Here is a 24838-nt window from a genome sequence, read left to right on the forward strand (position 1 = left end):
CGGCGCGCCGCCGTGGCTCAATCAGGCGTGGGGCAATCAAGCATGGATCAGTAGGAGTGTTCGGTGTCGGGGAAGACGCCGCTGCGCACAGCCTCGGCGTAGGCACGCACCGCACCGGCGACCGAGCCGCCTTCGGCCAGGAAGTCCTTGACGAATTTCGGCTTGCGATGGCCGGTATCCAGCCCCAGCATGTCGTGCAACACCAGTACCTGGCCATCGCAGCCGGGGCCGGCGCCGATGCCGATGGTGGGAATGGCGACCTCGGCGGTGATCTGCGCGGCCAGCTCCGAAGGCACGCACTCCAGTACCAGCAGTTGCGCGCCGGCCTCGGCGACCGCCTGCGCATCGCGGCGCAATTGCTCGGCCGCAGCCGCCTCGCGCCCCTGCACCCGGTAGCCACCGAATTTCAGCACCGACTGCGGGGTCAGGCCCAGGTGCGCGCAGACCGGGATGTCGCGCTCGACCAGGAAGCCGATCACGTCCAGCTTGTGCCCGGCGCCTTCCAGCTTGACCATCTCGGCGCCCGCCTGCAGCAAGCGCACCGACGCATCCAGCGCGCGCTCGGCGGTGGCGTCGGACTGGAACGGCAGATCCGAAACCAGCAAGGCACGCTGCAGGCCGCGCGCAACCACGCGGGTGTGGTAGACGATCGCATCCACCGTCACCGGCAGGGTCGAGTCGTGCCCCTGCACCACCATGCCCAGCGAATCGCCGACCAGCACCAGATCGACACCACAAGCGTCGAAGACCCGGGCAAAGCTGTTGTCGTAGGCGGTCAGCATCACCAACTTGCGGCCGTCGCGCTTGGCTTCGGCCAGGGCGGGAACGGTCCAGGGCTTGCTGTCGGCGTGGGTACTCATGACGGGCTATTATCCACGTCCAGCGCGCGGATATGCGCCATCTCGTCCGATTCCAGCGCGGATACAGCGTTCCGCGCCGGGCCATGGCCCGGCACCTGCACGTCCGGGGCGATCTCCAGCAGTGGCACCAGCACGAAGGCTCGGCGCAGCATCTGCGGATGCGGCACGCTCAGGCCGGCTTCCTCGATGCACGTGTCGCCGTACAGCAACAGGTCCAGATCCAGGCGGCGCGGTCCCCAGCGCTGCTCGTGACGGCGGTCGCGGCCGAAATCGCGCTCGATCCGCAGCAGGGACTGCAACAGCCCGCGCGGCGACAGCCCGGTCTCCAGCTCGGCCACCGCATTGACGAAATCCGGCTGCTCGCGCACACCCCAGGCCGGGGTTGCGTACAGGCCGGAAGCCTGCCGCAGGCGCGTGTCGGGCAGCGCATCCAGCGCGATCAGGGCCTGACGCAAGGTGACGGCGACATCGCCGAGATTGCCTCCCAGGCCGATGTAGGCCGCCACCGGCACATTCATTCGCGCGAGGCGCTGCGACTGCTGCGCCGGCGTCGGCGCCGGCTGCGCTTGGACGGCGCATCGTCGTCAGTGGAAGCCTCCGCTGGCGGCGCCACGCCGAGGCTGGCCGACAGCTCGTCGCCGGACTGGCTTTGCGCCTGCTTCCAGAAGGCCACATCGTCGGCATGCTCGTCCGAGGCGAACAGCCGCAGCGCCAGGAAGTCGTAGCCGGCGCGGAAACGCGGGTGCGCCAGCAGGCGCATCACCCGCTTGCGCTGGCGGGTGGAGAAACGCGATTGCAGCAGCCAGATTTCCTGCATCGGCAGCGAGAACCGCCGCGGCAGCGCCACCGTGTCCAGCAGGTGCAGGGTGACCCGGTCGGCGGCACGGCGCTGCGCGTCCTCCAGCGCCACGCCCTGCGCCTGCAGGCCCATCAGGCTGCGGCAATAGGCCGGCCACATCAGCAGGGCGAACAGGAAGGCCGGCGAGACCGGCTCGTCGCCGGCAACCCGCACGTCGGTGCCGCGCAGGCCTTCGACCAGCATCCGCCGCAGCGCGCCGCTGCGGTTGGCTGCCAGCGCCGCGGCGGTCTCCGGCAGCAGGACCGGCAGCAGGCCGTAGCGTTCGAGCCCCTCGAAACTGGCGACCGCGTGCCCGGACAGGAACAGCTTCAGCATTTCCTCGAACAACCGCGCCGGCGCGGCCTCGGCCAGCAACGGCGCCAGCCGCGCGATCGGTTCGGCGGTCGCCGCCTCGATCTCGAACTGCAGCTTGGCCGCCAGCCGCACCGCGCGCAGCATCCGCACCGGGTCCTCGCGGTAACGCTGCTCCGGGTCGCCGATCAGCTTCAGCCGCCGCGCCAGCACGTCGGCATAGCCGCCAACGTAGTCGCGCACCGAGAAGTCCTCGATCGCGTAATACAGCGCGTTGGCGGTGAAGTCGCGGCGCACCGCATCCTCCTCGATGCTGCCGTAGACGTTGTCGCGGACCAGGCGGCCGTTGTCCATCTCGCGGTCCCCGCTGCCGTCGTCGCTGTTGGCGCGGAAGGTGGCGACCTCGATGATCTCGCGGCCGAACACCACATGCGCCAATCGGAAGCGGCGGCCGATCAACCGGCAGTTGCGAAACAGCTGCTTGACCTGCTCCGGGGTGGCGTCGGTAGCCACGTCGAAGTCCTTCGGGATCTGCCCGACCAGCAGGTCGCGCACCGCGCCGCCGACCAGATGAGCGGAATAGCCGCCGTCGCGCAGCCGGTACAGCACGCGCAAGGCATTGGGACTGATGTCGCGGCGCGAAATCGGATGCTGCTCGCGCGGGATGACGGTGAGTTCGGCCTGGAAAGTGATGACTGCGGTTCCGGTAGGCGGTCGCGGGGTATCGGGTGATTGCCCGGAGCGACCCAAGCCGAATATACTAATCTGCTACGCCGGCGCAGCCCAAACGCTCCCTTCGTCTAGAGGTTAGGACGTGGCCCTCTCAAGGCTAAAACAGGGGTTCGAGTCCCCTAGGGAGCGCCACTTCGGCCCGGCGTGACGCACCCGGCAGGGCGACCGCCCTGCCATCCGGGCCCCGCCTCGGCGGGGTTCGCCGCTTAACGCCCCGCCAGCCGTGCCGACGCCCTGCCACGAGAACCCTTCTCATCCGCGGCGGCCGGCTGGATTAAACTTGCGCATTCCCGTTCGTCTCCGTTCCGGCAACATCCCCATGCCTTTCGTCGTCACCGAAAACTGCATCAAGTGCAAGTACACCGACTGTGTCGAGGTCTGCCCCGTGGACTGCTTCCACGAAGGCCCCAACTTCCTGGTGATCGATCCCGACGAATGCATCGACTGCACCCTGTGCGAGCCGGAATGCCCGATCAACGCGATCTACCCCGAGGACGACGTGCCGGCCGGACAGGAGTCCTACGTCGCCCTGAACGCCGAGCTTTCGCGGCAGTGGCCGGTGATCACCACCCGCAAGGACCCGCTGCCGGATGCCGACGAGTGGGAAGGCAAGCCGGACAAGCTGAAACTGCTGGAGCGCTGAACGAAGCGCGTCCCTGCGGCAGCTACGGCAGCAGCCGGCATCATCGAAAAGGGCGCCAATGGCGCCCTTTTCTCGTTCAACCCTGGGACCGGCGAATCAGCTGCCCAGCTTGTCCTTCAGGGTCGCCATCAACCGGGTCGCAGCTTCGCCGCTGGCCGGCAGGCCACGCGGATCGACCGCCGAGACATAGGCGCCACCCTCGACGCCGACCACCCGCACCAGGAAGTTGCTGCCGTCGTAGCTGACGTCGTAGGTGCCCAGCAGCTGGGCTCCGCTGGCGATGGTCACGCCTTCGGTAGCGCCGAGGATCTCGCCAACCTTGGTGAAAATCTCGTCGCGGTTGCCGCTGACGTTGAAACCGGTCGCCGAAGCGGCCACCGCGGCCGGAGCCCCCGCGGACGCGCTGCTGGCCACGGGCGGCAGCTGCATGGCCCCGGCGGTGCTGGGCGCGGTCAGGTCCGGCGGCACTTCCAGCGGGCGCGCCTCGGCCGGCATCGCGTAGTCCGGATTGCCCTTCTTGAACCATTTGCAGCCGGTCACGCCGAAAACCACGCTCGCCAGCAGAAGCACGGCGAACGGACGCGAGACGGTGGCGGTAAGGCGCATGGGCGATGACTCCTGCTGTGACAAAGGGGCGGGCCCGCCGACGCCTGCACCGGAATCGTCCGGGCCGGCAGCCTGGGGCCGCTGCAATGGGCTGCGATGTTACTTGCGACGCGAAAGCACGGGCAAGTATGCTGACCCCTGCGCCGGACGCCTGACCGGCTGCCATTCAGACTCACTCGCAATGCCGGAAGCCCCTTTGACCGATTCCACGCCCCGGCCTTCGCCGAACGAGAACCACCTGCTGATCAACGCCTACACGACGCATCCGGAGTCGCCGCTGCTGGCGGTGACCCGCCGGATCGCCGACAGCGGCTGCAATCTGGTCGATGCACGCCTGTCCACGGTCGGCCGCGACGTCTCGGTCACCGCGCTGGCGACCGGCTCGTGGGACTCGGTGGCCAAGCTGGAGGCCATGATGACCCGGCTGGAGCGCGAGGACGGCCTGAAACTGGTCTGGTACCGCACCGGCGCCAAGGAAGTCCAGAGCAACTTGCTGCCGTACATCGTCGAGGTCATCGCCGCCGACAAGCCGGGCATCCTGTTCCAGCTCGCCGATTTCTTCGACCGCCAGGGCATCACCATCGAAAACCTGCAGAGCACCCGCTACCGCGCCATGCAGACCAGCGCGGAGATGTTCTCGGCGCAGGTGACCATCGGCGTGCCGGCCAACATGCACATCGCCGCCCTGCGCGACGATTTCCTCGAATTCTGCGACCATCTCAACCTGGACGCGATCATGGACCCGATGAAGTTCTGAGTTCCGGGAGAACGCCTTGGAATATTTTCTGCTCATCCTCGTGCTGGCCGTGTTTTTCGGGCAGAAAAGCGCAATCGACAAGCTGAAAGCTCGCATGGACGCCCTGGAAGGCAAGGCTTCGAAGGACAACCCAGGCCAATGACCGCAACCGGCAAAGCGCTGACCAAGACCACGCTGAAACTGCCGCTGACACTGTCCGGCGGCGAAACCGCCACCCTGGCCAATTACGCCGGCCGCTGGCTGGTGCTGTATTTCTACCCCAAGGACAGCACCCCGGGCTGCACCACCGAAGGCCTGGACTTCAACGCCCTGCTGCCGAAATTCGGCAAGCTGGGCGCCGCGCTGCTGGGGGTGTCGCGCGATTCGGTCAAGTCGCACGACAACTTCTGCGCCAAGCAGGGTTTCCGCTTCCCGCTGGTCAGCGATGCCAACGAAAGGCTGTGCAAGGCCTTCGATGTCATCCACGAGAAGAACATGTACGGTCGCAAGGTACTCGGCGTGGTCCGCAGCACCTTCCTGATTTCCCCCGATGGCCGCATTGCCCACGAATGGCGCGGGGTCAAGGTGCCGGGCCATGCCCAGGACGTGCTGGACACGCTGAAGGCCCTGCAATCCCGGTGATCTTCCTTTCCGACACCCCCAGCGCGCCGCCCCGCCCCGCGGGCCGCGGCCGCGCTTTGCCGTCTGCCATCCCCTCCTTCCCAATCCGCATCCCCATAGCGAGCACGACACGCCGATGATGACCAAGGGCAAGCGTCTCTACGTTCTGGATACCAATGTGCTGATGCACGACCCGACCGCGCTGTTCAAGTTCGAGGAACACGACGTCTACCTGCCGATGCAGGTCATCGAGGAACTGGACAACGCCAAGAAGGGCACGTCCGAAGTCAGCCGCAACGCCCGCCAGGTCAGCCGCTTCCTCAACGAACTGATCGAAGGCGCCGGCGCCGAGCACATCCAGGCCGGCATCACCCTGACCCATCCGCAGGGGCTGCAGCTCAAGCGCCAAGGCGGGATCGGCAAGCTGCACTTCCAGACCCAGCCGATCGATCCGGGCCGCAGCTTCGGCAGCGTGATCCCGGACAACAAGATCCTGGCCGCGGTGCTGGCGCTGCGCGAGGAGCATCCGGAAGCCCCGGTCATCCTGGTGTCCAAGGACATCAACCTGCGGATCAAGGCCGCGATCAGCAGCCTGGACGCCGAGGATTACGAAAACGACCGTGCGCTGGACGATTTCAGCCTGCTCTACACCGGCGCCACCGAGTTGCCGGACGACTTCTGGGAGCGCCACCAGTCCGACCTGAAGTCGTGGACCGACAAGAGCGGTCGCACCAGCTACGAGGTCGCGATGTCGGCGGACGAAGACTGGCATCCCAGCCAGTACCTGTACCTGCCCGGCGAGGAGGAAGTCGAACTGCGGGTGACCAAGGTCGGCGACGACCGCGCCACGCTGGCGCTGGTGGACGACTTCCGCAACGGCCAGCACGCGGTCTGGGGCATCACCGCGCGCAACCGCGAGCAGAACTTCGCGCTGAACGCACTGATGGACCCGGAAATCGACTTCGTCACCCTGCTCGGCACCGCCGGCACCGGCAAGACCCTGCTGGCGCTGGCCGCCGGCCTGGCGCAGACCATGGATCAGCAGCGTTACCGCGAGATCATCATGACCCGCGCCACCGTCAGCGTCGGCGAGGACATCGGTTTCCTGCCCGGCACCGAGGAGGAAAAGATGACCCCGTGGATGGGCGCGCTGACCGACAACCTGGAAGTGCTGACCCACAACCAGGAAGGCGGCGCCTGGGGCCGCGCGGCGACCAACGACCTGCTGGCCAGCCGGATCAAGATCCGCTCGATGAACTTCATGCGCGGCCGCACCTTCCTGTCCCGCTACTTGATCCTGGACGAGGCGCAGAACCTGACCCCCAAGCAGATGAAGACCCTGATCACCCGCGCCGGCCCCGGCACCAAGATCGTCTGCCTGGGCAACGTGGAACAGATCGACACCCCGTACCTGACCGAAACCACTTCCGGCCTGACCTACGCCGTGGACCGCTTCAAGAACTGGGGCCACAGCGCGCACATCACCCTGCGCCGCGGCGAACGTTCCCGGCTGGCGGATTACGCGTCGGAAGTGCTCTGACTCGCGCAAATGGTTTTTGCGGGGCCAAGGAACCGCACGAGCAGAAGCACAACCCAACCCCTCATAATGATGTAAAAAACATCAATATGAATATCTGCAGATTGCATAAGCCAATCTGAAGCGCCAAAATCAGGCTGCGTTTCACAGCCTGATTCCCGCATGATCTCCGCCTCCCAATTGCGCGCCGCGCGCGCTCTGCTCGGCATCGACCAGCGCAAGCTGGCCGCGATGGCCGGGGTGTCCCTGCCCACCATCCAGCGCATGGAAACCAGCCAGGGGCACGTGCGCGGCTCGGTCAGCACGCTGACCAAGATCGTCGAAGCGCTGGACGCGGCCGGGGTGGAACTGATCGGCAACGAGCAACCCAGCCAGGGCCGCGGCCGTGGCGTGCGGATGAAGGAGCCGACGTGATGGCCAGTCCGGGCTTCGACCGCCAGCAATACCTGAAGATGTTCGAACCCAAGCTGCTGACCGTGCTGCGCGAAGGCTATTCGCTGCGCACGCTGCGCACCGACGCGGTGGCCGGCCTGACCGTGGCGGTGGTGGCGCTGCCGTTGTCGATGGCGCTGGCGATCGCCAGCGGCGCCACGCCGGACAAGGGCCTGCACACGGCGATCATCGCCGGCTTCCTGATCTCGGCCTTCAGCGGCTCGCGGGTGCAGATCGGCGGTCCGACCGCGGCCTTCATCCCGGTGGTGTTCTCGGTGATCCAGCAGTTCGGCTACGGCGGGCTGATCCTGTGCACGCTGCTGGCCGGGCTGATGCTGATCGCCGCCGGCCTGCTGCGGCTGGGCACGCTGATGAAATACATGCCGCAGCCGGTGGTCACCGGCTTCACCGCCGGCATCGCGGTCAGCATCTTCTCCAGCCAGGTCAAGGACATGCTGGGCCTGCAGATGGAACAGGTGCCGGCCGAATTCTTCGAACGCTGGCGCGCCTATGCCGAGCACATCGCCAGCACCCAACCGGCGGCGGTGGCGCTGACCGTGCTGGGGCTGGCGGTCATCGTCGGCCTGCGCCGCTGGAAACCGAAATGGCCCGGCTTCCTGATCGCGCTGCTGGCCTGCACCCTGGCCTGCCTGGCCTTCGCCATGCCGGCCGAAACCATCGGCACCCGCTTCGGCGAACTGCCTTCGGCCCTGCCCAGCTTCGACTTCCCGCACATCCCGTTCGAGCGCACCTTCGAACTGCTGCCCAGCGCCTTCACCATCGCCTTCCTGGCCGGGGTGGAGTCGCTGCTGTCGGCGGTGGTCGCCGACGGCATGACCGGCGGTCGCCACCGTTCCAACGGCGAACTGGTCGCGCAGGGCGTGGCCAACGTCGGTTCGGCGCTGTTCGGCGGGTTGCCGGCCACCGGCGCCATCGCCCGCACCGCGACCAACATCCGTTCCGGCGGTAGCACCCCGGTGGCCGGCATCCTGCATGCGCTGTTCCTGCTGCTGTTCATGCTGCTGCTGGCGCCGCTGATGGGCTACGTGCCGCTGGCCGCGCTGTCGGCGGTGCTGCTGGTGGTGGCCTGGAACATGAGCGAGGTGGAGAACTTCCGCAACACGCTGTCGGCGCCGATCGGCGACCGCCTGGTGCTGCTGCTGACCTTCTTCCTGACCGTGTTCCTGGATCTGACCGTCGCCATCCAGGCCGGCATCGTGCTGGCTGCGTTCGTGTTCATGTACCGCATGGCCGAAGCGGTGGAAGTCAGCTCCGGCGTGCGCATGATCGAGGACGACCTGCACGGCGACGATCCGGCCCGCGCCGCCGACCTCGGCCAGCGCGCGATGCTGCCCAAGGGCGTCGAGGCCTACCAGATCAGCGGCCCCTTGTTCTTCGGCGCGGCCAACCGGCTGGACAACCTGCTGGACCAGTTCTTCGAACCGCCCAAGGTATTCATCCTGCGCATGCGGCTGGTGCCGGTGATCGACGCCAGCGGCGTGCACGCGCTGAAGAAGCTGGCCGAACGCTGCCATCGCCAGGGCATCGCCCTGATCATCTCCGGCCTGCAGGAACAGCCCAACCGGGTGATCTCCGGCATGCGGCTGGATGAACATCCCGGCGAGTTGCACTTCGTTTCCAACTTCGAACGCGCGGTGAAACTGGCGCACTCGATGATCGAACACCCGACGCCGGCAGCCTGACTACGGCGCCACGGCGCGCCATGCGCCGCATCCGGCACAATACGCGGCATGCAGACCCCTTCCGTCGTTTCGGCCCTGACCATCGCCGGCTCCGATTCCGGCGGCGGCGCCGGTATCCAGGCCGATCTGAAGACCTTCGCCGCCCATCGCGTGCATGGCCTGTCGGCGATCGCCGCGCTGACCGCGCAGAACACCCGTGGCGTCAGCGCGGTCGACGTGCCGTCGACGGCTTTCCTGCGCGCGCAGCTGGAAGCCTGTTTCGATGATTTCGGAATCGGCGCGGTCAAGCTGGGCATGCTGGCCACCGCGGAGGTCATCGATGCCGTCGCAGACATACTGGAAGCGCACCGCCCCCGCTTTGTCGTGCTCGACCCGGTCATGGTCGCCACTTCCGGCGCCCGGCTGCTGCGAGAGGACGCGCTGGACGCGCTGCGCACGCGGCTGCTGCCACTGGCTTCGGTGATCACCCCCAACCTGCCCGAAGCCGAGCTGCTGCTGGGTCATGCCATCGACAATGCCGACGCCATGCGCCGTGCCGCTGACGAACTGCTAGCGCAGGGCGCGCGCGCGGTATTCCTGAAAGGCGGGCATCTGCCCGGCGATGGCGACGTGATCGACCTGTATGCCGATGCCGACGGCATCGTCGAAACGGCACATCCGCGGCTGTCCGCCAACGGCCACGGCACCGGCTGCACCCTGGCTTCGGCGATCGCCGCCCAGCTGTGCCTCGGCCAAACGCTGCCGAAGGCCTGCCGTGCCGCGTCCGACTATGTGCATCGCGCCCTGCGCCTGGGCTATCGCCCCGGCCGCGGCGACGTGCAGGTACTCGACCACTTCGGCGCCGCCCTGCCCGCATGAGCACGATCCACGCTTCCGACATTGCGCTGTCGGCCGACGACGACCATGCCTGGACCCTGCTGGCCCGCCTGCCGGACGCGCCGCAAGCCGCCCTGCTATGGCTGCCGGCGCTGGGGGTGGCGGCCAGGCACTACCTGCCTTTCGCCGAAGTGCTGGCCGAACGCGGGGTGGCGGTATTCGTCCACGAATGGCGCGGCAATGGCAGCAGCAGCCTGCGCCCGGACCGCGAACACGACTGGGGTTATCGCGAGATCCTGACCATCGACCTGCCACTGAGCCGGCAGGCGCTAGCGGAACGGCTACCGGGCCAGCCGTGCTACATCGGCGGCCACAGCCTGGGCGGGCAACTGGCCTGCTGCCACGCGGCGCTGAATCCGCAGGACTACGCCCAACTGTGGCTGGTCGCCAGCGGCAGCCCGTACTGGCGCAGCTTCCCGTCCCCGCGACGCTACCTGCTGCCGCCGCTGTACCGCTTCCTGCCGTGGCTGGCGCAGCGACGCGGGCGCCTGAACGGACGCCGGCTGGGGTTCGGCGGGGTGGAATCGCGCGGCCTGATCCGCGACTGGGCGCGGGTCGGCCTGACCGGCCGCTATGCGGCGGCCGGGATGGACGTCGATTTCGAAGCCGCGCTGTCGGCGCTGGCGATCCCGGTCCACGGCGTGCTGCTGGCCGACGACTGGCTGGCGCCGGTCGGCTCGCTGAAGGCGCTGACCGGCAAGCTGGCGCCAGCGCAATCCAAGGTCATCGGCCTGGATGCCGCCCAGCTCGGCGCGCGCGCCGATCACTTCGCCTGGATGAAGCAGCCCGGCAAGGTGGTCGACTGCCTGCTAGAGTGACCGGACCGGCTCAGTCCGCGTAGTCGTCCGGGTTGGCCGACTGCCAGCGCCAGGCATCGCGGCACATCGCCCGCACGTCCAGCTCCGCCCGCCAGCCCAGCAGGCGCTGCGCCAGCGAGGGGTCGGCGAAGACCTCGGCCACGTCGCCGTCGCGGCGTCCGACGATCCGGTACGGGATCTCGCGCCCGGACGCTTCGGCGAAAGCCTGCACCAGTTCCAGCACGCTGACGCCGCGGCCGGTGCCCAGGTTCACGGTCAGGTTGCGGTCCTCGCGGACCAGGTAGTCGAGCGCATCGGCATGTGCCCGCGCCAGATCCATCACGTGGATGTAGTCGCGCACGCCGGTACCGTCCACGGTCGGCCAGTCGCCGCCGAACACGCTCAGTTCCGGTCGCCGGCCCACCGCCACCTGGCAGATGTACGGCATCAGGTTGTTGGGGATGCCGCCGGGGGCTTCGCCGATCAGTCCCGACTCGTGCGCGCCGACCGGATTGAAGTAGCGCAGGTTAGCCGCACGGAAATCCGCCTGCGCTCGGCACAGGTCGCCGATCAGTTCCTCCACGACCAGCTTGGTGCGGCCATAGGGGTTGCTGACCTGCAGGCGCGCGTCCTCGGTGACCGGCACCCGCTCCGGGTCGCCGTAGACGGTCGCCGACGAGCTGAACACCAGCCGCCGCACTCCGGCCCGGCGCATCGCCTGCAACAGGGCGATGCTGCCACCGATGTTGTTGTCGAAGTAGTCCAGCGGCTTCTCGCAGGATTCGCCGACCGCCTTCAGCGCCGCGAAATGCATCACCGCATCGACCGGGCGCAGCGCGAACATCCGGTCCATCGCCGCAGCGTCGCGGATATCCAGATGATGGAATTCGAACGGCATGCCAGCCACTTCGCCCAGCCGCTCCACCGCGCGCGCCGAACTGTTCGACAGATTGTCGACAATAGCCACTTCGTGGCCGCGCTGTGCCAGCACCACGGCGGCATGTCCGCCAATGTAACCCGCACCCCCGCACAACACGATCCTCATGGATCTCTCCGCTTCCGTCCTGATGCCCCAACCCGGTCGGGCCGCACCAACGGCAAGCCGCGCACCCACTCACATGACCTAATGAACGCGCCTCCCGCATTTCAGCGGCCACTGCAACGCTTCACCGCACAGCAAGTGAACGGCAGCAAACCAAGGCTGTCCTACAATGTCTCTGCATATCGTATCTGACTGGCAGCGACGGAATACCTCCCGTCGGCAAACAGCCGCCCCGGCAAGCACGGGCGAACAGAAACACAGGGGAATCCTCTTACCAATGAGCACATCCTTGCCCGCCCTCGACCAAGTGCGGATTGCCGTGATCGGTCTGGGTTACGTGGGCCTGCCGCTGGCCGTGGCCTTCGGCAAGCGCTACCCGACTCTCGGTTTCGACATCAACGGCAGCCGCGTGGCCGAACTGCGCCAGCAACGCGACCACACCCTGGAAGTGTCGGCCGAAGAACTGGCGGCAGCGGACAAGCTGGAGTTCAGCGACGACCCGGCCGCGCTGGCCGGCTGCAACGTGTTCATCGTCACCGTGCCGACCCCGATCGACGACTACAAGCGCCCCGACCTGCGCCCGCTGGAATCGGCCAGCCGCACCGTCGGTCGTGCGATCCGGCCCGGTGGCGTGGCCATCTTCGAATCGACCGTGTACCCGGGCGCCACCGAAGAGGCCTGCGTGCCGATCATCGAGCGCGAATCCGGCCTGCGCTTCAACCAGGATTTCTTCGCCGGCTACAGCCCGGAACGGATCAATCCCGGCGACAAGCAGCACCGGCTGGAAACCATCCTGAAAGTGACTTCCGGTTCGACCGCGGATGCGGCCGATTTCGTCGACCGGCTGTACGCCAGCATCATCACCGCCGGCACCCACAAGGCCTCCAGCATCCGCGTGGCCGAAGCGGCCAAGGTCATCGAGAACACCCAGCGCGACGTCAACATCGCCCTGATCAACGAACTGGCGCTGATCTTCCACCGCCTCGGCATCGATACCCACGAAGTACTCGAAGCTGCTGGAACCAAGTGGAACTTCCTGCCGTTCCGTCCCGGCCTGGTCGGCGGCCACTGCATCGGCGTGGACCCGTACTACCTGACCCACAAGGCCCAGCAGATCGGCTACCACCCCGAGGTGATCCTGGCCGGACGCCGGATCAACGACGACATGGGCAGCCATGTCGCCCAGCGGGTGGCCAAGCTGATGGCCAGTCGCGGTCTGCCCACCCCGGGCGCGAAGGTGCTGATCCTGGGCCTGGCGTTCAAGGAGAACTGTCCGGATCTGCGCAATACCCGCGTGGTCGACATCATCGCCGAACTGCGCAGCTACAACGCCAATGTCGACGTGTACGACCCATGGGTCAGCCGCGAGGAAGCGCGCCACGAATACGGCATCGACCTGATCGCCGAACCCGAGGCCGGCGCCTACGATGCGATGATCCTGGCGGTGTCCCACGACCAGTTCATCGGGCTGGGCAGCGATGGCGTCCGCGCCTTCGGCAAGCCCGAAGCGGTGCTGTTCGACGTCAAGCGCGCCCTGCCCCGTGAGTGCGTGGACGACTGCCTGTAATACCAATAGAGAACCGATTCCATGCGCGTACTGGTCACCGGCGCCGCCGGCTTCATCGGCTCCCATCTCAGCCACCGTCTGCTCGAACGTGGCGACGAGGTGCTGGGCTACGACAACCTGAACGCCTATTACGATCCCACCCTGAAACAGGCGCGGCTGGATCGGCTGACGCCGCTGCCAGGTTTCGATTTCGTCCAGGCCTCGCTCGAGGACCGGGCCGCATTGGAAGCCGCCTTCGATCGCTTCCGCCCGCAGCGCGTGGTCAATCTGGCCGCGCAGGCCGGCGTGCGCTACTCGCTGGAAAACCCGCAGGCCTACATCGACAGCAACATCACCGGCTTCATCAACATTCTGGAAGCCTGCCGCCATCGCGACGTCGAGCACCTGGTCTACGCCTCGTCCAGCTCGGTCTACGGCGCCAACCGCAAGCTGCCGTTCGCGGTCGAGGACAGCGTCGACCATCCAGTCAGCCTGTACGCGGCGACCAAGAAGGCGAACGAGCTGATGGCCCACACCTACAGCCATCTATTCGGCCTGCCGACCACCGGCCTGCGCTTCTTCACCGTGTACGGCCCCTGGGGCCGGCCGGACATGGCGTTGTTCCTGTTCACCAAGAACATCCTGGCCGGCAAGCCGATCGACGTGTTCAACCACGGCCGCCACACCCGCGACTTCACCTACATCGACGACATCGTCGAAGGCGTGATCCGCACCTTGGACCATGTCCCGGGCCCCGACCCGTCCTACGATCCGCTGGCTCCTTCCCCGGCCACCTCCTCGGCCCCGTACCGGGTCTACAACATCGGCAACCACAACCCGGTGGAGCTGCTGCATTACATCCGGGTGCTGGAAGAATGCCTCGGCCGCAAGGCGGAAATGAACCTGCTGCCATTACAACCCGGCGACGTCCCCGACACCTGCGCCGACGTCGTCGCCCTGCAGCGCGATGTCGACTACCGGCCGGATACACCGGTCGAAACCGGCATCCGCAGGTTCGTGGACTGGTATCGCACGTATTACCGAATCTGAACACAACCGACCTCCAGCCGACTGGCCGGAGGAGCCCTCTTCCTGCGTTGTTCAGGACATTATTCAGGGGATATCGCCATGACCCGTATTTTCGCCATTGCCTTCGCCATCTGCATCGGCCTGCTGCTGAGCTCCTGCGCCAGTTCCGGCGGTAACGCATCGCCCCCGCCCGCTCCGGAAAGCGCCATTGCGGTCGATGCCTATCAGATCGGCGTCGACGACATCGTCCAGGTTTCGGTCTGGCGCAATCCCGAACTGGGCATTACGGTCCCGGTCCGTCCCGACGGCATGATTTCGGTTCCGCTCATCGGCGATGTCGCCGCTGCCGGTCATACGCCTTCGGAAGTCGGCCAGAGCATCCAGGAAAAGCTGGCGGCCTACGTACGCGACCCGCAGGTGGCGGTCATCCTGACCGAACTGCGCAGCCATGAATACCTGTCCCGCATCCGCGTGACCGGCGCGGTACGGCAGCCCGTCTCGATTCCCTATCGTCCGGGGATGACCGTGCTCGATGCCGTTCTGGCCGCCGGCGGACTGACCGAATTCGCCGCTCCTGACCGTTCCAGCCTGTACCGGAAGAGCGGTGAAGCCACCCAGAGCTACGACGTCCGACTGGACCGCATCCTCAACCGCGGTGACCTGTCCACCAACTTCACGGTCGCCCCCGGCGACGTCATCACGGTGCCGGAACGCAGTCTGTGAACACTCCACTCGCCACCTGGTCGGATGCCGAAAAACCAGGCTCGCAACAACTGTTGTCCATATTGCCGATCGGCCTGAAGGAGATTCAGCGCCGGCCGGTCATACTTGCCGGAATTTTCACGGCAATCGCGCTGATGGCGCTGCTTGTCGGCTTGCTGTTGCCCAAGAAATATTCATCGACGACCAGCATCTTCGTAGAAGACCGCAACATCATCGCGCCGCTGATGGAAGGTCGCGCGGTGGCCACCAGCGTCAACGACCGCGCCAGCATCCTGCGCGAAGTGGCCTTCAGTCGCCGCGTCATGGACGAGATACTGGAAACCGGCGGCTGGATGGAAGACGATCCCTCACCGCTCGAACAGGAAAAACTGATCGAGAAGATCGTCGACCGCACCACGATTTCGAACAGCAGCCCCAACCTGATCGACATCGCGTATACCGACTCCGACCCTGAGCGCGCATTCCACGTCACCAAGCGTCTCGCCGACCTCGTGATCAGCGAGAGCCTGGCGACCAAGGAACGCGAGAGCAGCGAGGCCTATGCCTTCATCGATTCCCAAGTCAAGCAATATCACGACAAGCTGACCCAGGCCGAGGCCGACCTCGAAGATTTCCGCCAAACCAATCCGGATGCCCGCCCCGGCACCGATGCCGACGTCAACGCTCGCATCGGCGAGTTGCGCCGGATCATCGAGTCCTCGCGGATGGACCTCATTGACGCGCATTCGCGCGAATCCGCCCTGCAATCCCAATTGTCCGGCGAAAGCGAAATCACTCTGGTGCAGACCCGTGCCGGCCAGTTCCGCGCACGCCTGGCCGAACTCCAGGCCGAACGCGACCGCCTTCTGCTGCAATACACCGACCGCCATCCTGATGTCATGCGCGTCCAGCATCAGATCGCCGACCTGCAGGAAGAACTTCGTCGCGAGGAATCGCGGCCGCGGGTGTCCAGCGCCGGCCAGTCGCTCGACGGCCCGGCTGCATTCAATCCGCTGTACGGCGAACTCAAGAGCAAGCTGGCGGATGCGCGCCGGCAATCTGCCGCCACTTCCGCACGTATTTCCAGCGCCGAGGCGATGCTGTCGAACGAGCTTGCCCGCAGCAATCGCATTGCCTCGTCGGAAAGCAAACTGGCAGAACTGACGCGCGACTACGAAGTCAATCGGGACCTCTACCAGGATCTCCTGAAACGCCGCGAAAACGCGCGCGTATCGATGAACCTGGATGCCGAACGCCGCGGCTTGACCTTCCGTATCCAGGAGCCTGCGGCCATGCCGTTGCGCCCAAGCGGCCTGCGCACCATGCATGTGGCCGTCGCCGGGCTGCTGCTCGGCCTGCTGGCTTCGCTGGGGCTGCTGTTCTCCATGATCAAGTTCGATCCTCGCGTGCGCTCAGCCTCCCAGATCGAGAGTGAAGCCAGGCTCCCGGTACTGAGCACCATTCCGTCCTATGTCACCGGACGGGACCGGCGTCGGCATTTCCGCCGATATGCAATAGCCGCCACGGTATTCCTGACCGTGCCGGTGGCATACGGACTTGTCTACCTGCTGAAATCGACGGGCGCACTATGAGCAATGCACTCCCTACACGCCGGGATGGATACGACAACGACGAGTTTCGCGTATCCGGCCGTTCCATTGCCCCGCACGTACCGTCCACCGCGCTCAGCCCGGTGCAGATGGAGGATCGCGCGACCATCTACCGTAGCGACACTGCGCGTCGCGAAGTCGATGCCTTTCGCGAGCTCAGGACGCAATTGCTGGCGATGGCCGAGGGTAGCTTCATCACGCTGGTGGTTCCAGTCAGTCGCGGCAGCGGCGGCAGCTTCGTCGCGCGCAACCTGGCTGCTGCGGTGGCCTTCGACGAAACCAAAAGTGCCCTGTTGATGGATTGCGACCTGCGCCATCCTTCGCAGGACCGCACCATGAAGCTGAACGCTCAACAGGGCGGACTGGTCGACTATCTGGAAGATCAGGGCGTCGACGCCGACAGCGTGCTGTACGATACCGGCGTTCCGCGTTTGCGGCTGCTGCCAGCGGGACGTTCGCGCGAAACCGGCGCAGAATACTTCTCCTCCTCGCGCATGCGCCTGCTGCTGGACTCGCTGCGAAGCAGCTATCCCGACTGCCATCTTTTCCTCGATGGTCCTCCGGTACGCGGCGCACCCGACGCACGCATCCTGTCCGATCTCGCCGATGTGGTTGTACTGGTCGCCGGCTATGGGCGCGACACCCCGGCCACCATCTCGCAGGCCGCCGTCAATTTCGACCCGAAAAAATTCGCCGGCGTGGTGTTCAACGAAGGCGCATGAAGGAGAGGTCACATGACCAGCGATAACCGCAAGCGCGCGCTCCGGCATATGCCGCACACGGCGATCTTCGGCGCCCTGGTCGCGACATTTCCGGCCGTCTCCAGTGCCGCACGACTGGATTACGAACTGAGCATGCGCTACATGCACAGCGACAATATCGCGCTGGTTCAGGACAACGTCAGCGAAAATATCCTCTCTCCGCAGGTGAGGTTCCGTTTCACCGAGGAAAGTTCGGCCGTGACTGCAGATTTCAGCGGTGCCGTCCAGTATCTGGACTACCTGGATGACACATTCGATGACGATGCCCGCGGCGAATTCTCTGGCGACCTGGAGTGGAAAATCGTTCCGGAGCGCATCACTCTCTATGCACGCGACACCCTGAGCGAGCAATCCGTCGATTCCCTAGCCGCTTTCACGCCGGGAAATCAGCAGCAGATCAACGTTTTCGAGGGTGGCCCAACCTTCCTGGCGCGCTTCAACGAGACCACCCAGGGCCAACTGGACTTGCGTTACATCAATAGCTGGGCCGAAGAGACCGAGTCCCTGAACAGCGATCGCTACAATATTGCCGCCCGCATGACACACCTCTTGAGCGAAACCAGCTCACTGGCGCTGAATGCTGAGGCCGGAAACACCGAATACGACAACATTTCGGAGCTGTACAACTACAAGCGTTACGACCTGTACGCCACCTATCAAAGTGAGCTGGCCAAGTTGGAACTGAGCGTCGATGCTGGCTACTCGCGATTGGAGCCAGAAGATTCCGAGAGCTTCTCTAGTGCCCTGTTTCGCGGCTATCTGCGATGGAAGGCTACGGCACGGAGCTCGCTTGGCGGGAATTTCGACTACCAGTTCGGTGATTCCTCACAGGATCTGATCCGGCGCGTCGGCGCGCCCGGAACGTTGCCGGGGCCTGTCGATCCCAATAGTCCGATCATCGGCGAGCCCGACAATCCCAACCTGCAGATCATCCCGGACACCTTCAGGCAAGAGCGTGTCTCGCTGACATACGAATACACTGGCGAGCGCCTGAGGTTGCTGGCAGAGCCCTATTACGAGCAGTTGAGGTATTTGCGCGACGATACCTTCGATGTCGACAGCCAAGGCTTCGGGATCAGTGGCCTGTACAACCTTCGCCCTCGCCTCGACCTTACCTTCGTTGCCCAGCACAACGACCGTGAGTTCGTCACCTCGGATCGAAGCGACTCCGACCTCATCACCGGCGCCGGCCTTGCATATCGGTTCACCCGGCACTGGGGAGCACAATTCGACTATCGTTACCGGAAGCGCAACAGCTCAGTCGGCGGACAGGATTACGTCGAAAATCTGGTGGTGCTGTCGATCAGCTACTTCCGCTGAGACATTCGGCAATGCCTATCACCCATCCCGCGAACGGAACCCGGTCGCCCACCGTGGCGTTGATGTATCACGCCCTGTTTCGGGAGGAAATGCCCAGCGGACAGGACCCGCATTACACGCTGCATGCAGATGATTTCGATCGCCACCTGCAGCAACTGGCTGCAACTCAGGGCGGCACCAGCACTGCCGCCGTACTGAACGGATTCCCGCAAGCGCAAGCAATATTGACTTTCGACGATGGCCACATGAGCAATTTCACGCTTGCATTTCCAATGCTGCTCAAGCATGGCATGCGCGCGGATTTCTTCATAAACCCGGCCACCGTGGGGACACCCGGGTTCGCTCGCTGGAGCGAACTGCGGGAGATGGCCGAAGCCGGCATGTCGATCCAGTCGCACGGCTATGACCATGTCTACCTGACCCACCTCTCCGCGCGCAAGCTGCGAGAAACACTGTCTGCAGCACGACACGAGATCGAGCAGCGCATCGGTCAACCGGTTACTCTGCTGGCGCCCCCGGGCGGGCGGATGCCGGCGAACCTGACGGCAATCGCGCGCGAATGTGGATATGCCCGCATCCTGTCGTCCATACCAGGCAGGCTGCCCCGAGTACTTCCGGGAGACTCATCCATTCCGCGCATGGCCGTAACCCGGGCCATCGACGAAACCGTCTTCGCTCGCTGGATAGAAGGAAACCGCAGTTCGATACTGCGCGAACGCCTCCGCTACCAAGGACTCTCCCTGGCTAAACGGATGCTTGGGGATGCCGGTTATGAACGTGTACGCGCACGAACTCTAGCCGCATTGCGAGGAGCGTCGTGATCGCACTGTTCTGGCTCTCGCTTTTTCTGATCGCATTCACCTACGTCGGCTATCCGTTGACGATGGCCTTGCTGGCACGCCTGCGCCCTCGCCCGGTGCTCGTCCAACCGGATTTTCCGCGTATCGACGTACTGCTTGCCGTCCACAATGGCGCCGAAGATCTGCAGGCGAAGCTGGATAACCTGCTAGCGCTGGACTACCCCGGCGATCGCCTGCGCATCAACGTGGTTTGCGACGGCTGCAGCGATGACAGTGAATCCATCGCGCGCAGCGCCAACCCTGCGCGCGTGCGGGTGTTCGCCCATCCGGAGCGACGCGGGAAATCGGCATGCCTTGGCGAGACGATCCGCATGCTCGATTCCGACGTCGTGCTGTTCACCGACGTTCGCCAGCGAATCGATGCCCTGGCCGCACGCGAACTGGCGGCTGCACTGGCCGATCCGTCGGTAGGCGCGGCCAGTGGCGAGCTGGTGCTGGATGCGGATGACGGATATGGGCGCGGTGTGGATGCATACTGGCGCTATGAAAAAGCTCTCCGTCGTCTGGAAAGCCGCAGCGGTTCGCTGGTCGGCGTGACCGGCGCGCTGTACGCAGCCCAGCGGAAACTTATCCCGCATGTACCAGCCGGCGTAGTCCTTGACGACATGTGGATCCCACTCGGCATTGCCGCATCGGGTCATCGCGTGGTCTTCGTTCAGACCGCCTTGGCTTTCGACCGCACCCCGTCCAACCCCGCTGACGAGGAACGGCGGAAGCGCCGTACTCTCGCAGGCAATTATCAGCTTCTGCACCTGCAGCCATCGCTTGCGGTGCCCGGCCGTCACCCGCTGGCATTGCGCTTGTGGGGGCACAAGTGGCTGCGCCTGCTGGCGCCCTGGCTGCTCGCGTTGGCGTTGCTGTGCAATGCAATACTGGCTCTTCGAGGTGGCGCGCTGTATCCGACCCTGCTGGCCCTGCAACTGATCGCCTACACCTTGGCGGCACTGGGCAGGGGATGGCCGAAACTGACGGCTTTCGTACCCATTCGCCTGGCTACCGCCTTCCTCAGCCTGAACGCCAGCGCCATGCTGGCCTTGTCCGATTACGTGAAAAACCCGTCCGCACACTTGTGGCAGACCACACGGCTGGGAGATGCGCCACGATGAACTCGCAGCCTCCATTGCAGCGTGTGGTCTACATCGTTTCGCTGTTCCCGTGCTGGTCGGAGACTTTCATCGTGCGCGAGATAAACGCGCTCGTCGAAAACGGCGTGGACGTTCGGATCATTTCTCTGAAATCACCATCCGAAAGTCTTGTGCAGGCTGATGCGACGGCATTGATGGATCGGGTGCGCCACCCGAAGACGCTTTGGAGCGTCTTTGCCGGTCTGGTCAGCGCATTTCTTCGGAGCCCTGGCCAAACCCTGTCGACCTTCGCGACCATCATCGCTGGCAACTGGCGCAAGCCGGTTGTGTTGGGCAAGTCTCTGGCCGCCTGGGCTCGCGGTCTGGAACATGTCGACTGGCTTCGCGATTTCGACCCCCAAGTTATCCATGCGCATTGGGCCACCTACCCCTCCACTGCGGCATGGACACTCTCTCGCGTACTGTGTCGCCCATTCAGTTTCACCAGCCATGCACACGACATCTTCATCGAGCGGCAATTGATCGCGCGCAAGATAGAAGACGCGGCATTGGCAGTGACCATTTCAAGATTCAATGTCGGTTGGCTCAGTGAACGCGAGACGCCGCTGGCCGACAAAAAATTGAAGATCATCCATTGCGGTGTGGACCTGGAGCGCAATCCCTGGAATCCGGATGGACGCGAGCCAGGCCAGATCCTTGCCGTGGGCAGACTCGATCCGATCAAGGGTTTCGCCACCCTGATCGAGGCACTGGCGCTGTTGCGCGAACGTGGGATCGACTTCCATTGCCATCTGCTGGGATCTGGCCCGCTGGAAGGCGAACTTCGCCAACTCGCCCGGCAACGCGGTGTGGGCGAACACGTGGAATTCGCCGGCGCTCAACCGCAAGACGTGGTACGAAGCTGGATGACTCAGGCATCCATGTTCGTACTGCCATCGGAGGTCGCTGAAGACGGAAATCGTGACGGTATTCCAGTGGCTCTCATGGAAGCGATGGCTACTGGCTGCCCGGTCATCAGCACGCGCGTGTCCGGCATTCCCGAGCTGATCGAGGATGGGGCCCAGGGCCTGCTGGTGGAAGAAAGGCAACCCCGTGCGCTGGCGGACGCCATGCAACGCCTGTTGGCCGACGCGGCGCTTAGCACGCGCATTGTCGATGCGGCGCGGGTCAAGATCGAAAGCGAATTCGATGCTCGCAAGGAAGCGCGCCGCCTGCAGAAGCACATGGAGGCCATAGCATATGGCGCCTAGGAAGCTTCTCGTGGTCAGCGACGAAATGGAGGTCGGCGGCAGCCAGCGCCAGGTCGTCCATCTGCTGCGCGACATCGATCGCTCGCAATGGCAACCTGAACTGGTGTTCTTCCGCAATGCCTCATTCCTGGTCGACGATCTTCATGCCCATGGCGTGACGGTTCACCATGTTCCGAAGCGCGGGCGACTCGACCTGCGCTTTCTGCTGGCCTACGCCACGCTGCTGAGACGCGGACGCTACGACCTGGTACACGCATTCTCGCTGACCGCCGAACTCTGGACACTGCTGGCCAGCCGGCTGGCGGGCAAGCAGCTGCCACTTGTCGCATCAATCCGCGGCCTGTATCTGGCGGAATCCGAGCGCTTCTGGCAATTGAAACGTTTCGTCCTGGCTCGCAGCACCGCAGTAATCGCGAACGCGCGTGCAGGCGCCGCCGCGGCTGTAGAACGCGGCAATATCCCCCTGTCCTCGATTGACGTGGTGCCCAATGGCATGCGATTCCCGGAATCGCTGCTGCCAGGCCAGCGCGAGCACCTACGCACTGAACTCGGAGCGCCTGAGAACCGGCCGTTCGGTCTGTTTGTCGGTCGATTGGTGAAGGAAAAAAACCTTCCCTGCCTACTACGGGCGCTGGGGGAAATACCGACCGGGCACCGCCCCTGGATTGCCTTGGCCGGCGATGGTCCGCTCCGCGGGGAGCTCGAGAGCATCTGCCGAGAAGCCGGGTTGGATGCCGATGTCAGCTTCCTCGGGGAACGCAACGATGCCACCCGGTTGATGCAGGCAGCGGACTTTCTGACTCTACCCTCCTCTTATGAAGGCATGTCGAACGTGGTGATGGAAGCAATGGCCGCCGGTTGTCCGGTAGTGGCCTCGGATGTGGGCGGGAACCCCGAACTGATCGACGATGGCGCCACTGGCCTTCTGTTTCCCGATGACGATTCGAGCGTCTTGTCGGACAGGCTGCAGGAAATCTCCAACGATGCCGGATTGCGCGAGCGGCTGGCGCAGAAAGCACTGCATGAGGCACGGCGACGCTACTCCGTGGCGCAAATGGTCAAATCGACCACCGCGGTCTATGCGCGCTGCCTGGACGCGAAGCACGCCTCCGACATCAATGCTTCCGCGCTTGCAGACAGCCGTGGGGACAAAGCATGACCATCGCCTCCACGCGCGCAGACTTCGTACTGGCCTGCGGCCCACGCGCTGCCGAGTGGCTGGCTCGCCATCCCGACTTGCGCCGCCTGGATACCGGAGACGATGATCTGCATCTGTACGCAAGTGGCGAGGTGCCATCCGGGCAGCACCCGAGCGGCAGGAGATGGGCGGCGATTGCCGACCTGATCTCCGGTCGACTCGAAGATGCAGCCTCCGCCGATCAGTCCGTGCCGCAACGTCACTGGCGTGGACGCTTCGCATTTGCGGCGTGGCAACCAGGCGCGGATGAAATCCGGATATTTACCGATCACTTTGCATCGCTGCCGTTGTACTGGTACCAGCGTGACGGCCATTTCGCCGTGGCCACCGACTTGCGCCTTCTGCTGGATGCCCCAGGCGTCCGCCGGGCTGCAGATCCGTCCGCGGTCTATCACTTCCTAAATTTCACCTGCATTCCCGCACCATTGACCATCTGCCGCGACATCCGCAGGGTCGAACCAGGTACCGTACTCACTCTCGGCCTCAGCAGCCAACACAGTACGCGCTACTACGTGCCGGAGTATCCGGCCGATCTGCATGGCAGCGACACGGAACTGGCTACGGAACTCCGCGACCGCATCCAGGCCACGGTGCATGATTTCCGCCCGCAGACGGACTCCGACTGGGGCTGTTTCCTCAGTGGCGGCACCGACAGCAGCAGCATCGTCAGCATTCTGTCGCGCCAGGGCGGATCCCAGGTGCATACATGCTCGATCGGCTTCCATGAGGCCGGATACGATGAGCTGGATTTTGCTCGTATCGCCGGCGAAGCCTGCGGGGCGAAACCGCACCTGGCCAGGATAGACAGAAAACAGGCTCTGGACCTCCTGGACTCGGTGATAGATGCCTACGACCAACCTTTCGCCAACGCCTCGGCAATACCGACCCTCGGCTGCGCCGAACTCGGGCAAACGCATGGATTCGGGCTGATGCTGGGGGGCGATGGCGGCGACGAAATCTTCGGCGGCAATGAGCGCTACGCCAAGGACAAGGTCATGGAGAGCTTCTACCGTCTCCCCGGCCCGCTGAAACAGGCCGCTCGCGCGGTGGGAAACGTGCTGGGCGGGGGTCATGTGCACGTACTGAATCGCGTGCGAAACTTCACTCGCCGCGCCTCGCTTCCGAACCCGGATCGCTTTTATACCGACGATTCCTTCGCTTCCGATTTCTACGAAGAACTCCTCACGCCCGAATTCCGTGCGCAGGTGCCACAGGATGCGTCTCTGGAATTCATGCGTGGCGTATTCTCCACGGGCCCTCGCACCGAACCGCTCCACCAGATCATGCGCCTGGACCTTCTGATGGCCATCGCCCAGAACGATCTGGTGAAAGTGCATCGCGCCTGCAAGTGGCATGGTGTATCGGTGCGGTTCCCTTACCTCGACCAGGATCTGGTGGATTATTGCGGACGCCTGGCATCCCATTACAAGGTTCGCGGCCTGAAGAAGCGTTACCTGTTCAAGCAGGCGATGGACGGAATACTTCCTGTCGAAATACTACGCAAGCGAAAACAGGGCTTTGGCCTGCCGATTGCGGTATGGATGAAGGAAGACCCCGCTTTGCAGGCTCGCGTGCGCGAAGTATTGCTGGATGCTCGCACTCTGGAGCGCGGCTGGATCAACCAGGAATTCGTCACCCGGTTGATCAACCTGCACATGGCCGGCGGCTGGGATTACTCCAACGCCCTCTGGCAGTTGCTGGTGCTTGAACTGTGGCTACGGAGATACATGGATGCCGCCTGA

General features: G+C 64.7%; 25 protein-coding genes and 1 tRNA gene. 21 read left to right on the forward strand and 5 right to left on the reverse strand.

The window, feature by feature from the left end; all coding sequences use genetic code 11:
- Window positions 1–47 precede the first annotated feature (47 nt).
- Genes panB through pcnB form a run of 3 tightly spaced genes read right to left on the reverse strand, consistent with a single transcriptional unit; the run spans window position 48 to window position 2703 of the window.
- A complete protein-coding gene (gene panB, locus CSC70_RS10115; protein ID WP_162456512.1) occupies window positions 48–860 on the reverse strand; it encodes a 3-methyl-2-oxobutanoate hydroxymethyltransferase in 813 nt (270 codons plus the stop codon).
- Window positions 857–1378, reverse strand: a complete 522-nt coding sequence (folK, locus tag CSC70_RS10120) for a 2-amino-4-hydroxy-6-hydroxymethyldihydropteridine diphosphokinase (RefSeq protein ID WP_162456513.1) — start codon at window positions 1376–1378, stop codon at window positions 857–859. Before folK ends, panB begins: the two co-directional genes overlap by 4 nt.
- Window positions 1375–2703, reverse strand: coding sequence for a polynucleotide adenylyltransferase PcnB (gene pcnB, locus CSC70_RS10125; RefSeq protein WP_162456588.1), 1329 nt, complete (start codon window positions 2701–2703; stop codon window positions 1375–1377). Before pcnB ends, folK begins: the two co-directional genes overlap by 4 nt.
- Before the next feature lie 96 nt (window positions 2704–2799).
- On the opposite strand from pcnB, the gene CSC70_RS10130 reads away from it, so the two are divergent.
- Window positions 2800–2874, forward strand: a tRNA-Glu gene (locus CSC70_RS10130).
- 187 nt (window positions 2875–3061) lie between these two features.
- Window positions 3062–3385 (forward strand): ferredoxin FdxA, encoded by a 324-nt coding sequence (gene fdxA / locus CSC70_RS10135; protein WP_162456514.1) that lies wholly within the window; start codon window positions 3062–3064, stop codon window positions 3383–3385.
- A 96-nt stretch (window positions 3386–3481) separates the two neighbouring features.
- Here the strand turns inward: fdxA and CSC70_RS10140 are convergent, their stop codons facing one another.
- Window positions 3482–3991: a hypothetical protein gene (locus CSC70_RS10140; protein ID WP_162456515.1), complete on the reverse strand. Its 510-nt coding sequence runs from the start codon at window positions 3989–3991 to the stop codon at window positions 3482–3484.
- 181 nt (window positions 3992–4172) lie between these two features.
- Here CSC70_RS10140 and CSC70_RS10145 point away from each other — a divergent pair, with 181 nt between their 5' ends.
- The 8 genes from CSC70_RS10145 (at window position 4173) to CSC70_RS10175 (ending at window position 10714) form a co-directional block, all read left to right on the forward strand.
- Window positions 4173–4748 carry a glycine cleavage system transcriptional repressor gene (locus CSC70_RS10145; RefSeq protein WP_211369465.1) on the forward strand — a complete coding sequence of 192 codons (576 nt, stop codon included), beginning with the start codon at window positions 4173–4175 and terminating at the stop codon, window positions 4746–4748.
- Between the two features lie 16 nt (window positions 4749–4764).
- Complete coding sequence (locus CSC70_RS14820; RefSeq protein WP_281349606.1) at window positions 4765–4890, forward strand: hypothetical protein; 126 nt, start codon at window positions 4765–4767, stop codon at window positions 4888–4890.
- On the forward strand, window positions 4887–5369 hold the full coding sequence (locus tag CSC70_RS10150; RefSeq protein ID WP_162456517.1) for a peroxiredoxin: 483 nt from the start codon (window positions 4887–4889) through the stop codon (window positions 5367–5369). The genes CSC70_RS14820 and CSC70_RS10150 overlap by 4 nt, the downstream gene beginning before the upstream one ends.
- A gap of 118 nt (window positions 5370–5487) precedes the next feature.
- Window positions 5488–6888: a PhoH family protein gene (locus tag CSC70_RS10155; RefSeq protein WP_162456589.1), complete on the forward strand. Its 1401-nt coding sequence runs from the start codon at window positions 5488–5490 to the stop codon at window positions 6886–6888.
- A gap of 159 nt (window positions 6889–7047) precedes the next feature.
- Window positions 7048–7299, forward strand: a complete 252-nt coding sequence (locus CSC70_RS10160) for a helix-turn-helix domain-containing protein (RefSeq protein ID WP_162456518.1) — start codon at window positions 7048–7050, stop codon at window positions 7297–7299.
- Window positions 7299–9020, forward strand: a complete 1722-nt coding sequence (locus CSC70_RS10165) for a SulP family inorganic anion transporter (RefSeq protein ID WP_162456590.1) — start codon at window positions 7299–7301, stop codon at window positions 9018–9020. Before CSC70_RS10160 ends, CSC70_RS10165 begins: the two co-directional genes overlap by 1 nt.
- Window positions 9021–9068: 48 nt before the next feature.
- Entirely contained in the window at window positions 9069–9878 is an 810-nt protein-coding gene (gene thiD / locus CSC70_RS10170; RefSeq protein WP_162456519.1) for a bifunctional hydroxymethylpyrimidine kinase/phosphomethylpyrimidine kinase, read from the forward strand.
- Window positions 9875–10714: an alpha/beta hydrolase family protein gene (locus CSC70_RS10175; protein WP_162456520.1), complete on the forward strand. Its 840-nt coding sequence runs from the start codon at window positions 9875–9877 to the stop codon at window positions 10712–10714. Before thiD ends, CSC70_RS10175 begins: the two co-directional genes overlap by 4 nt.
- 10 nt (window positions 10715–10724) lie before the next feature.
- On the opposite strand, the gene galE is transcribed toward CSC70_RS10175, so the two are convergent.
- On the reverse strand, window positions 10725–11738 hold the full coding sequence (gene galE / locus CSC70_RS10180; protein ID WP_162456521.1) for a UDP-glucose 4-epimerase GalE: 1014 nt from the start codon (window positions 11736–11738) through the stop codon (window positions 10725–10727).
- Window positions 11739–12012: 274 nt separating this feature from the next.
- Here galE and tviB point away from each other — a divergent pair, with 274 nt between their 5' ends.
- The 11 genes from tviB (at window position 12013) to CSC70_RS10235 (ending at window position 24838) form a co-directional block, all read left to right on the forward strand.
- Complete coding sequence (gene tviB, locus CSC70_RS10185; RefSeq protein ID WP_281349607.1) at window positions 12013–13302, forward strand: Vi polysaccharide biosynthesis UDP-N-acetylglucosamine C-6 dehydrogenase TviB; 1290 nt, start codon at window positions 12013–12015, stop codon at window positions 13300–13302.
- A 21-nt stretch (window positions 13303–13323) separates the two neighbouring features.
- Window positions 13324–14331, forward strand: coding sequence for an NAD-dependent epimerase (locus CSC70_RS10190; RefSeq protein WP_162456522.1), 1008 nt, complete (start codon window positions 13324–13326; stop codon window positions 14329–14331).
- A gap of 78 nt (window positions 14332–14409) precedes the next feature.
- Entirely contained in the window at window positions 14410–15033 is a 624-nt protein-coding gene (locus tag CSC70_RS10195) for an XrtA/PEP-CTERM system exopolysaccharide export protein (RefSeq protein ID WP_162456523.1), read from the forward strand.
- Window positions 15034–15095: 62 nt separating this feature from the next.
- On the forward strand, window positions 15096–16604 hold the full coding sequence (locus CSC70_RS10200; RefSeq protein ID WP_162456524.1) for an XrtA system polysaccharide chain length determinant: 1509 nt from the start codon (window positions 15096–15098) through the stop codon (window positions 16602–16604).
- Window positions 16601–17344 carry a P-loop NTPase family protein gene (locus CSC70_RS10205; protein ID WP_162456525.1) on the forward strand — a complete coding sequence of 248 codons (744 nt, stop codon included), beginning with the start codon at window positions 16601–16603 and terminating at the stop codon, window positions 17342–17344. Before CSC70_RS10200 ends, CSC70_RS10205 begins: the two co-directional genes overlap by 4 nt.
- Before the next feature lie 12 nt (window positions 17345–17356).
- Window positions 17357–18703 (forward strand): outer membrane beta-barrel protein, encoded by a 1347-nt coding sequence (locus tag CSC70_RS10210; protein ID WP_162456526.1) that lies wholly within the window; start codon window positions 17357–17359, stop codon window positions 18701–18703.
- Between the two features lie 62 nt (window positions 18704–18765).
- Complete coding sequence (locus CSC70_RS10215) at window positions 18766–19524, forward strand: polysaccharide deacetylase family protein (protein WP_162456527.1); 759 nt, start codon at window positions 18766–18768, stop codon at window positions 19522–19524.
- On the forward strand, window positions 19521–20669 hold the full coding sequence (locus CSC70_RS10220) for a glycosyltransferase family 2 protein (protein ID WP_246189386.1): 1149 nt from the start codon (window positions 19521–19523) through the stop codon (window positions 20667–20669). Before CSC70_RS10215 ends, CSC70_RS10220 begins: the two co-directional genes overlap by 4 nt.
- Window positions 20666–21898, forward strand: a complete 1233-nt coding sequence (locus CSC70_RS10225; protein ID WP_162456528.1) for a glycosyltransferase family 4 protein — start codon at window positions 20666–20668, stop codon at window positions 21896–21898. Before CSC70_RS10220 ends, CSC70_RS10225 begins: the two co-directional genes overlap by 4 nt.
- Window positions 21899–21908: 10 nt before the next feature.
- Window positions 21909–23057 (forward strand): glycosyltransferase family 4 protein, encoded by a 1149-nt coding sequence (locus CSC70_RS10230; protein ID WP_162456529.1) that lies wholly within the window; start codon window positions 21909–21911, stop codon window positions 23055–23057.
- Window positions 23054–24838, forward strand: a complete 1785-nt coding sequence (locus CSC70_RS10235) for an asparagine synthetase B family protein (protein ID WP_162456530.1) — start codon at window positions 23054–23056, stop codon at window positions 24836–24838. Before CSC70_RS10230 ends, CSC70_RS10235 begins: the two co-directional genes overlap by 4 nt.

This window comes from Pseudoxanthomonas kalamensis DSM 18571 (assembly GCF_010211745.1).
GTDB lineage: Bacteria > Pseudomonadota > Gammaproteobacteria > Xanthomonadales > Xanthomonadaceae > Pseudoxanthomonas_A > Pseudoxanthomonas_A kalamensis.

Excerpts from the sequence above, each read along its gene's own strand:
- panB (WP_162456512.1), bottom strand. The coding sequence starts at position 860 with ATGAGTACCCACGCCGACAGCAAGCCCTGGACCGTTCCCGCCCTGGCC.
- folK (WP_162456513.1), bottom strand. The coding sequence starts at position 1,378 with ATGAATGTGCCGGTGGCGGCCTACATCGGCCTGGGAGGCAATCTCGGC.
- fdxA (WP_162456514.1), top strand. The coding sequence starts at position 3,062 with ATGCCTTTCGTCGTCACCGAAAACTGCATCAAGTGCAAGTACACCGAC.
- CSC70_RS10140 (WP_162456515.1), bottom strand. The coding sequence starts at position 3,991 with ATGCGCCTTACCGCCACCGTCTCGCGTCCGTTCGCCGTGCTTCTGCTG.
- CSC70_RS10145 (WP_211369465.1), top strand. The coding sequence starts at position 4,173 with ATGCCGGAAGCCCCTTTGACCGATTCCACGCCCCGGCCTTCGCCGAAC.
- CSC70_RS10150 (WP_162456517.1), top strand. The coding sequence starts at position 4,887 with ATGACCGCAACCGGCAAAGCGCTGACCAAGACCACGCTGAAACTGCCG.
- CSC70_RS10155 (WP_162456589.1), top strand. The coding sequence starts at position 5,488 with ATGACCAAGGGCAAGCGTCTCTACGTTCTGGATACCAATGTGCTGATG.
- CSC70_RS10160 (WP_162456518.1), top strand. The coding sequence starts at position 7,048 with ATGATCTCCGCCTCCCAATTGCGCGCCGCGCGCGCTCTGCTCGGCATC.
- CSC70_RS10165 (WP_162456590.1), top strand. The coding sequence starts at position 7,299 with ATGGCCAGTCCGGGCTTCGACCGCCAGCAATACCTGAAGATGTTCGAA.
- thiD (WP_162456519.1), top strand. The coding sequence starts at position 9,069 with ATGCAGACCCCTTCCGTCGTTTCGGCCCTGACCATCGCCGGCTCCGAT.
- CSC70_RS10175 (WP_162456520.1), top strand. The coding sequence starts at position 9,875 with ATGAGCACGATCCACGCTTCCGACATTGCGCTGTCGGCCGACGACGAC.
- galE (WP_162456521.1), bottom strand. The coding sequence starts at position 11,738 with ATGAGGATCGTGTTGTGCGGGGGTGCGGGTTACATTGGCGGACATGCC.
- tviB (WP_281349607.1), top strand. The coding sequence starts at position 12,013 with ATGAGCACATCCTTGCCCGCCCTCGACCAAGTGCGGATTGCCGTGATC.
- CSC70_RS10190 (WP_162456522.1), top strand. The coding sequence starts at position 13,324 with ATGCGCGTACTGGTCACCGGCGCCGCCGGCTTCATCGGCTCCCATCTC.
- CSC70_RS10195 (WP_162456523.1), top strand. The coding sequence starts at position 14,410 with ATGACCCGTATTTTCGCCATTGCCTTCGCCATCTGCATCGGCCTGCTG.
- CSC70_RS10205 (WP_162456525.1), top strand. The coding sequence starts at position 16,601 with ATGAGCAATGCACTCCCTACACGCCGGGATGGATACGACAACGACGAG.
- CSC70_RS10210 (WP_162456526.1), top strand. The coding sequence starts at position 17,357 with ATGACCAGCGATAACCGCAAGCGCGCGCTCCGGCATATGCCGCACACG.
- CSC70_RS10215 (WP_162456527.1), top strand. The coding sequence starts at position 18,766 with ATGTATCACGCCCTGTTTCGGGAGGAAATGCCCAGCGGACAGGACCCG.
- CSC70_RS10225 (WP_162456528.1), top strand. The coding sequence starts at position 20,666 with ATGAACTCGCAGCCTCCATTGCAGCGTGTGGTCTACATCGTTTCGCTG.
- CSC70_RS10235 (WP_162456530.1), top strand. The coding sequence starts at position 23,054 with ATGACCATCGCCTCCACGCGCGCAGACTTCGTACTGGCCTGCGGCCCA.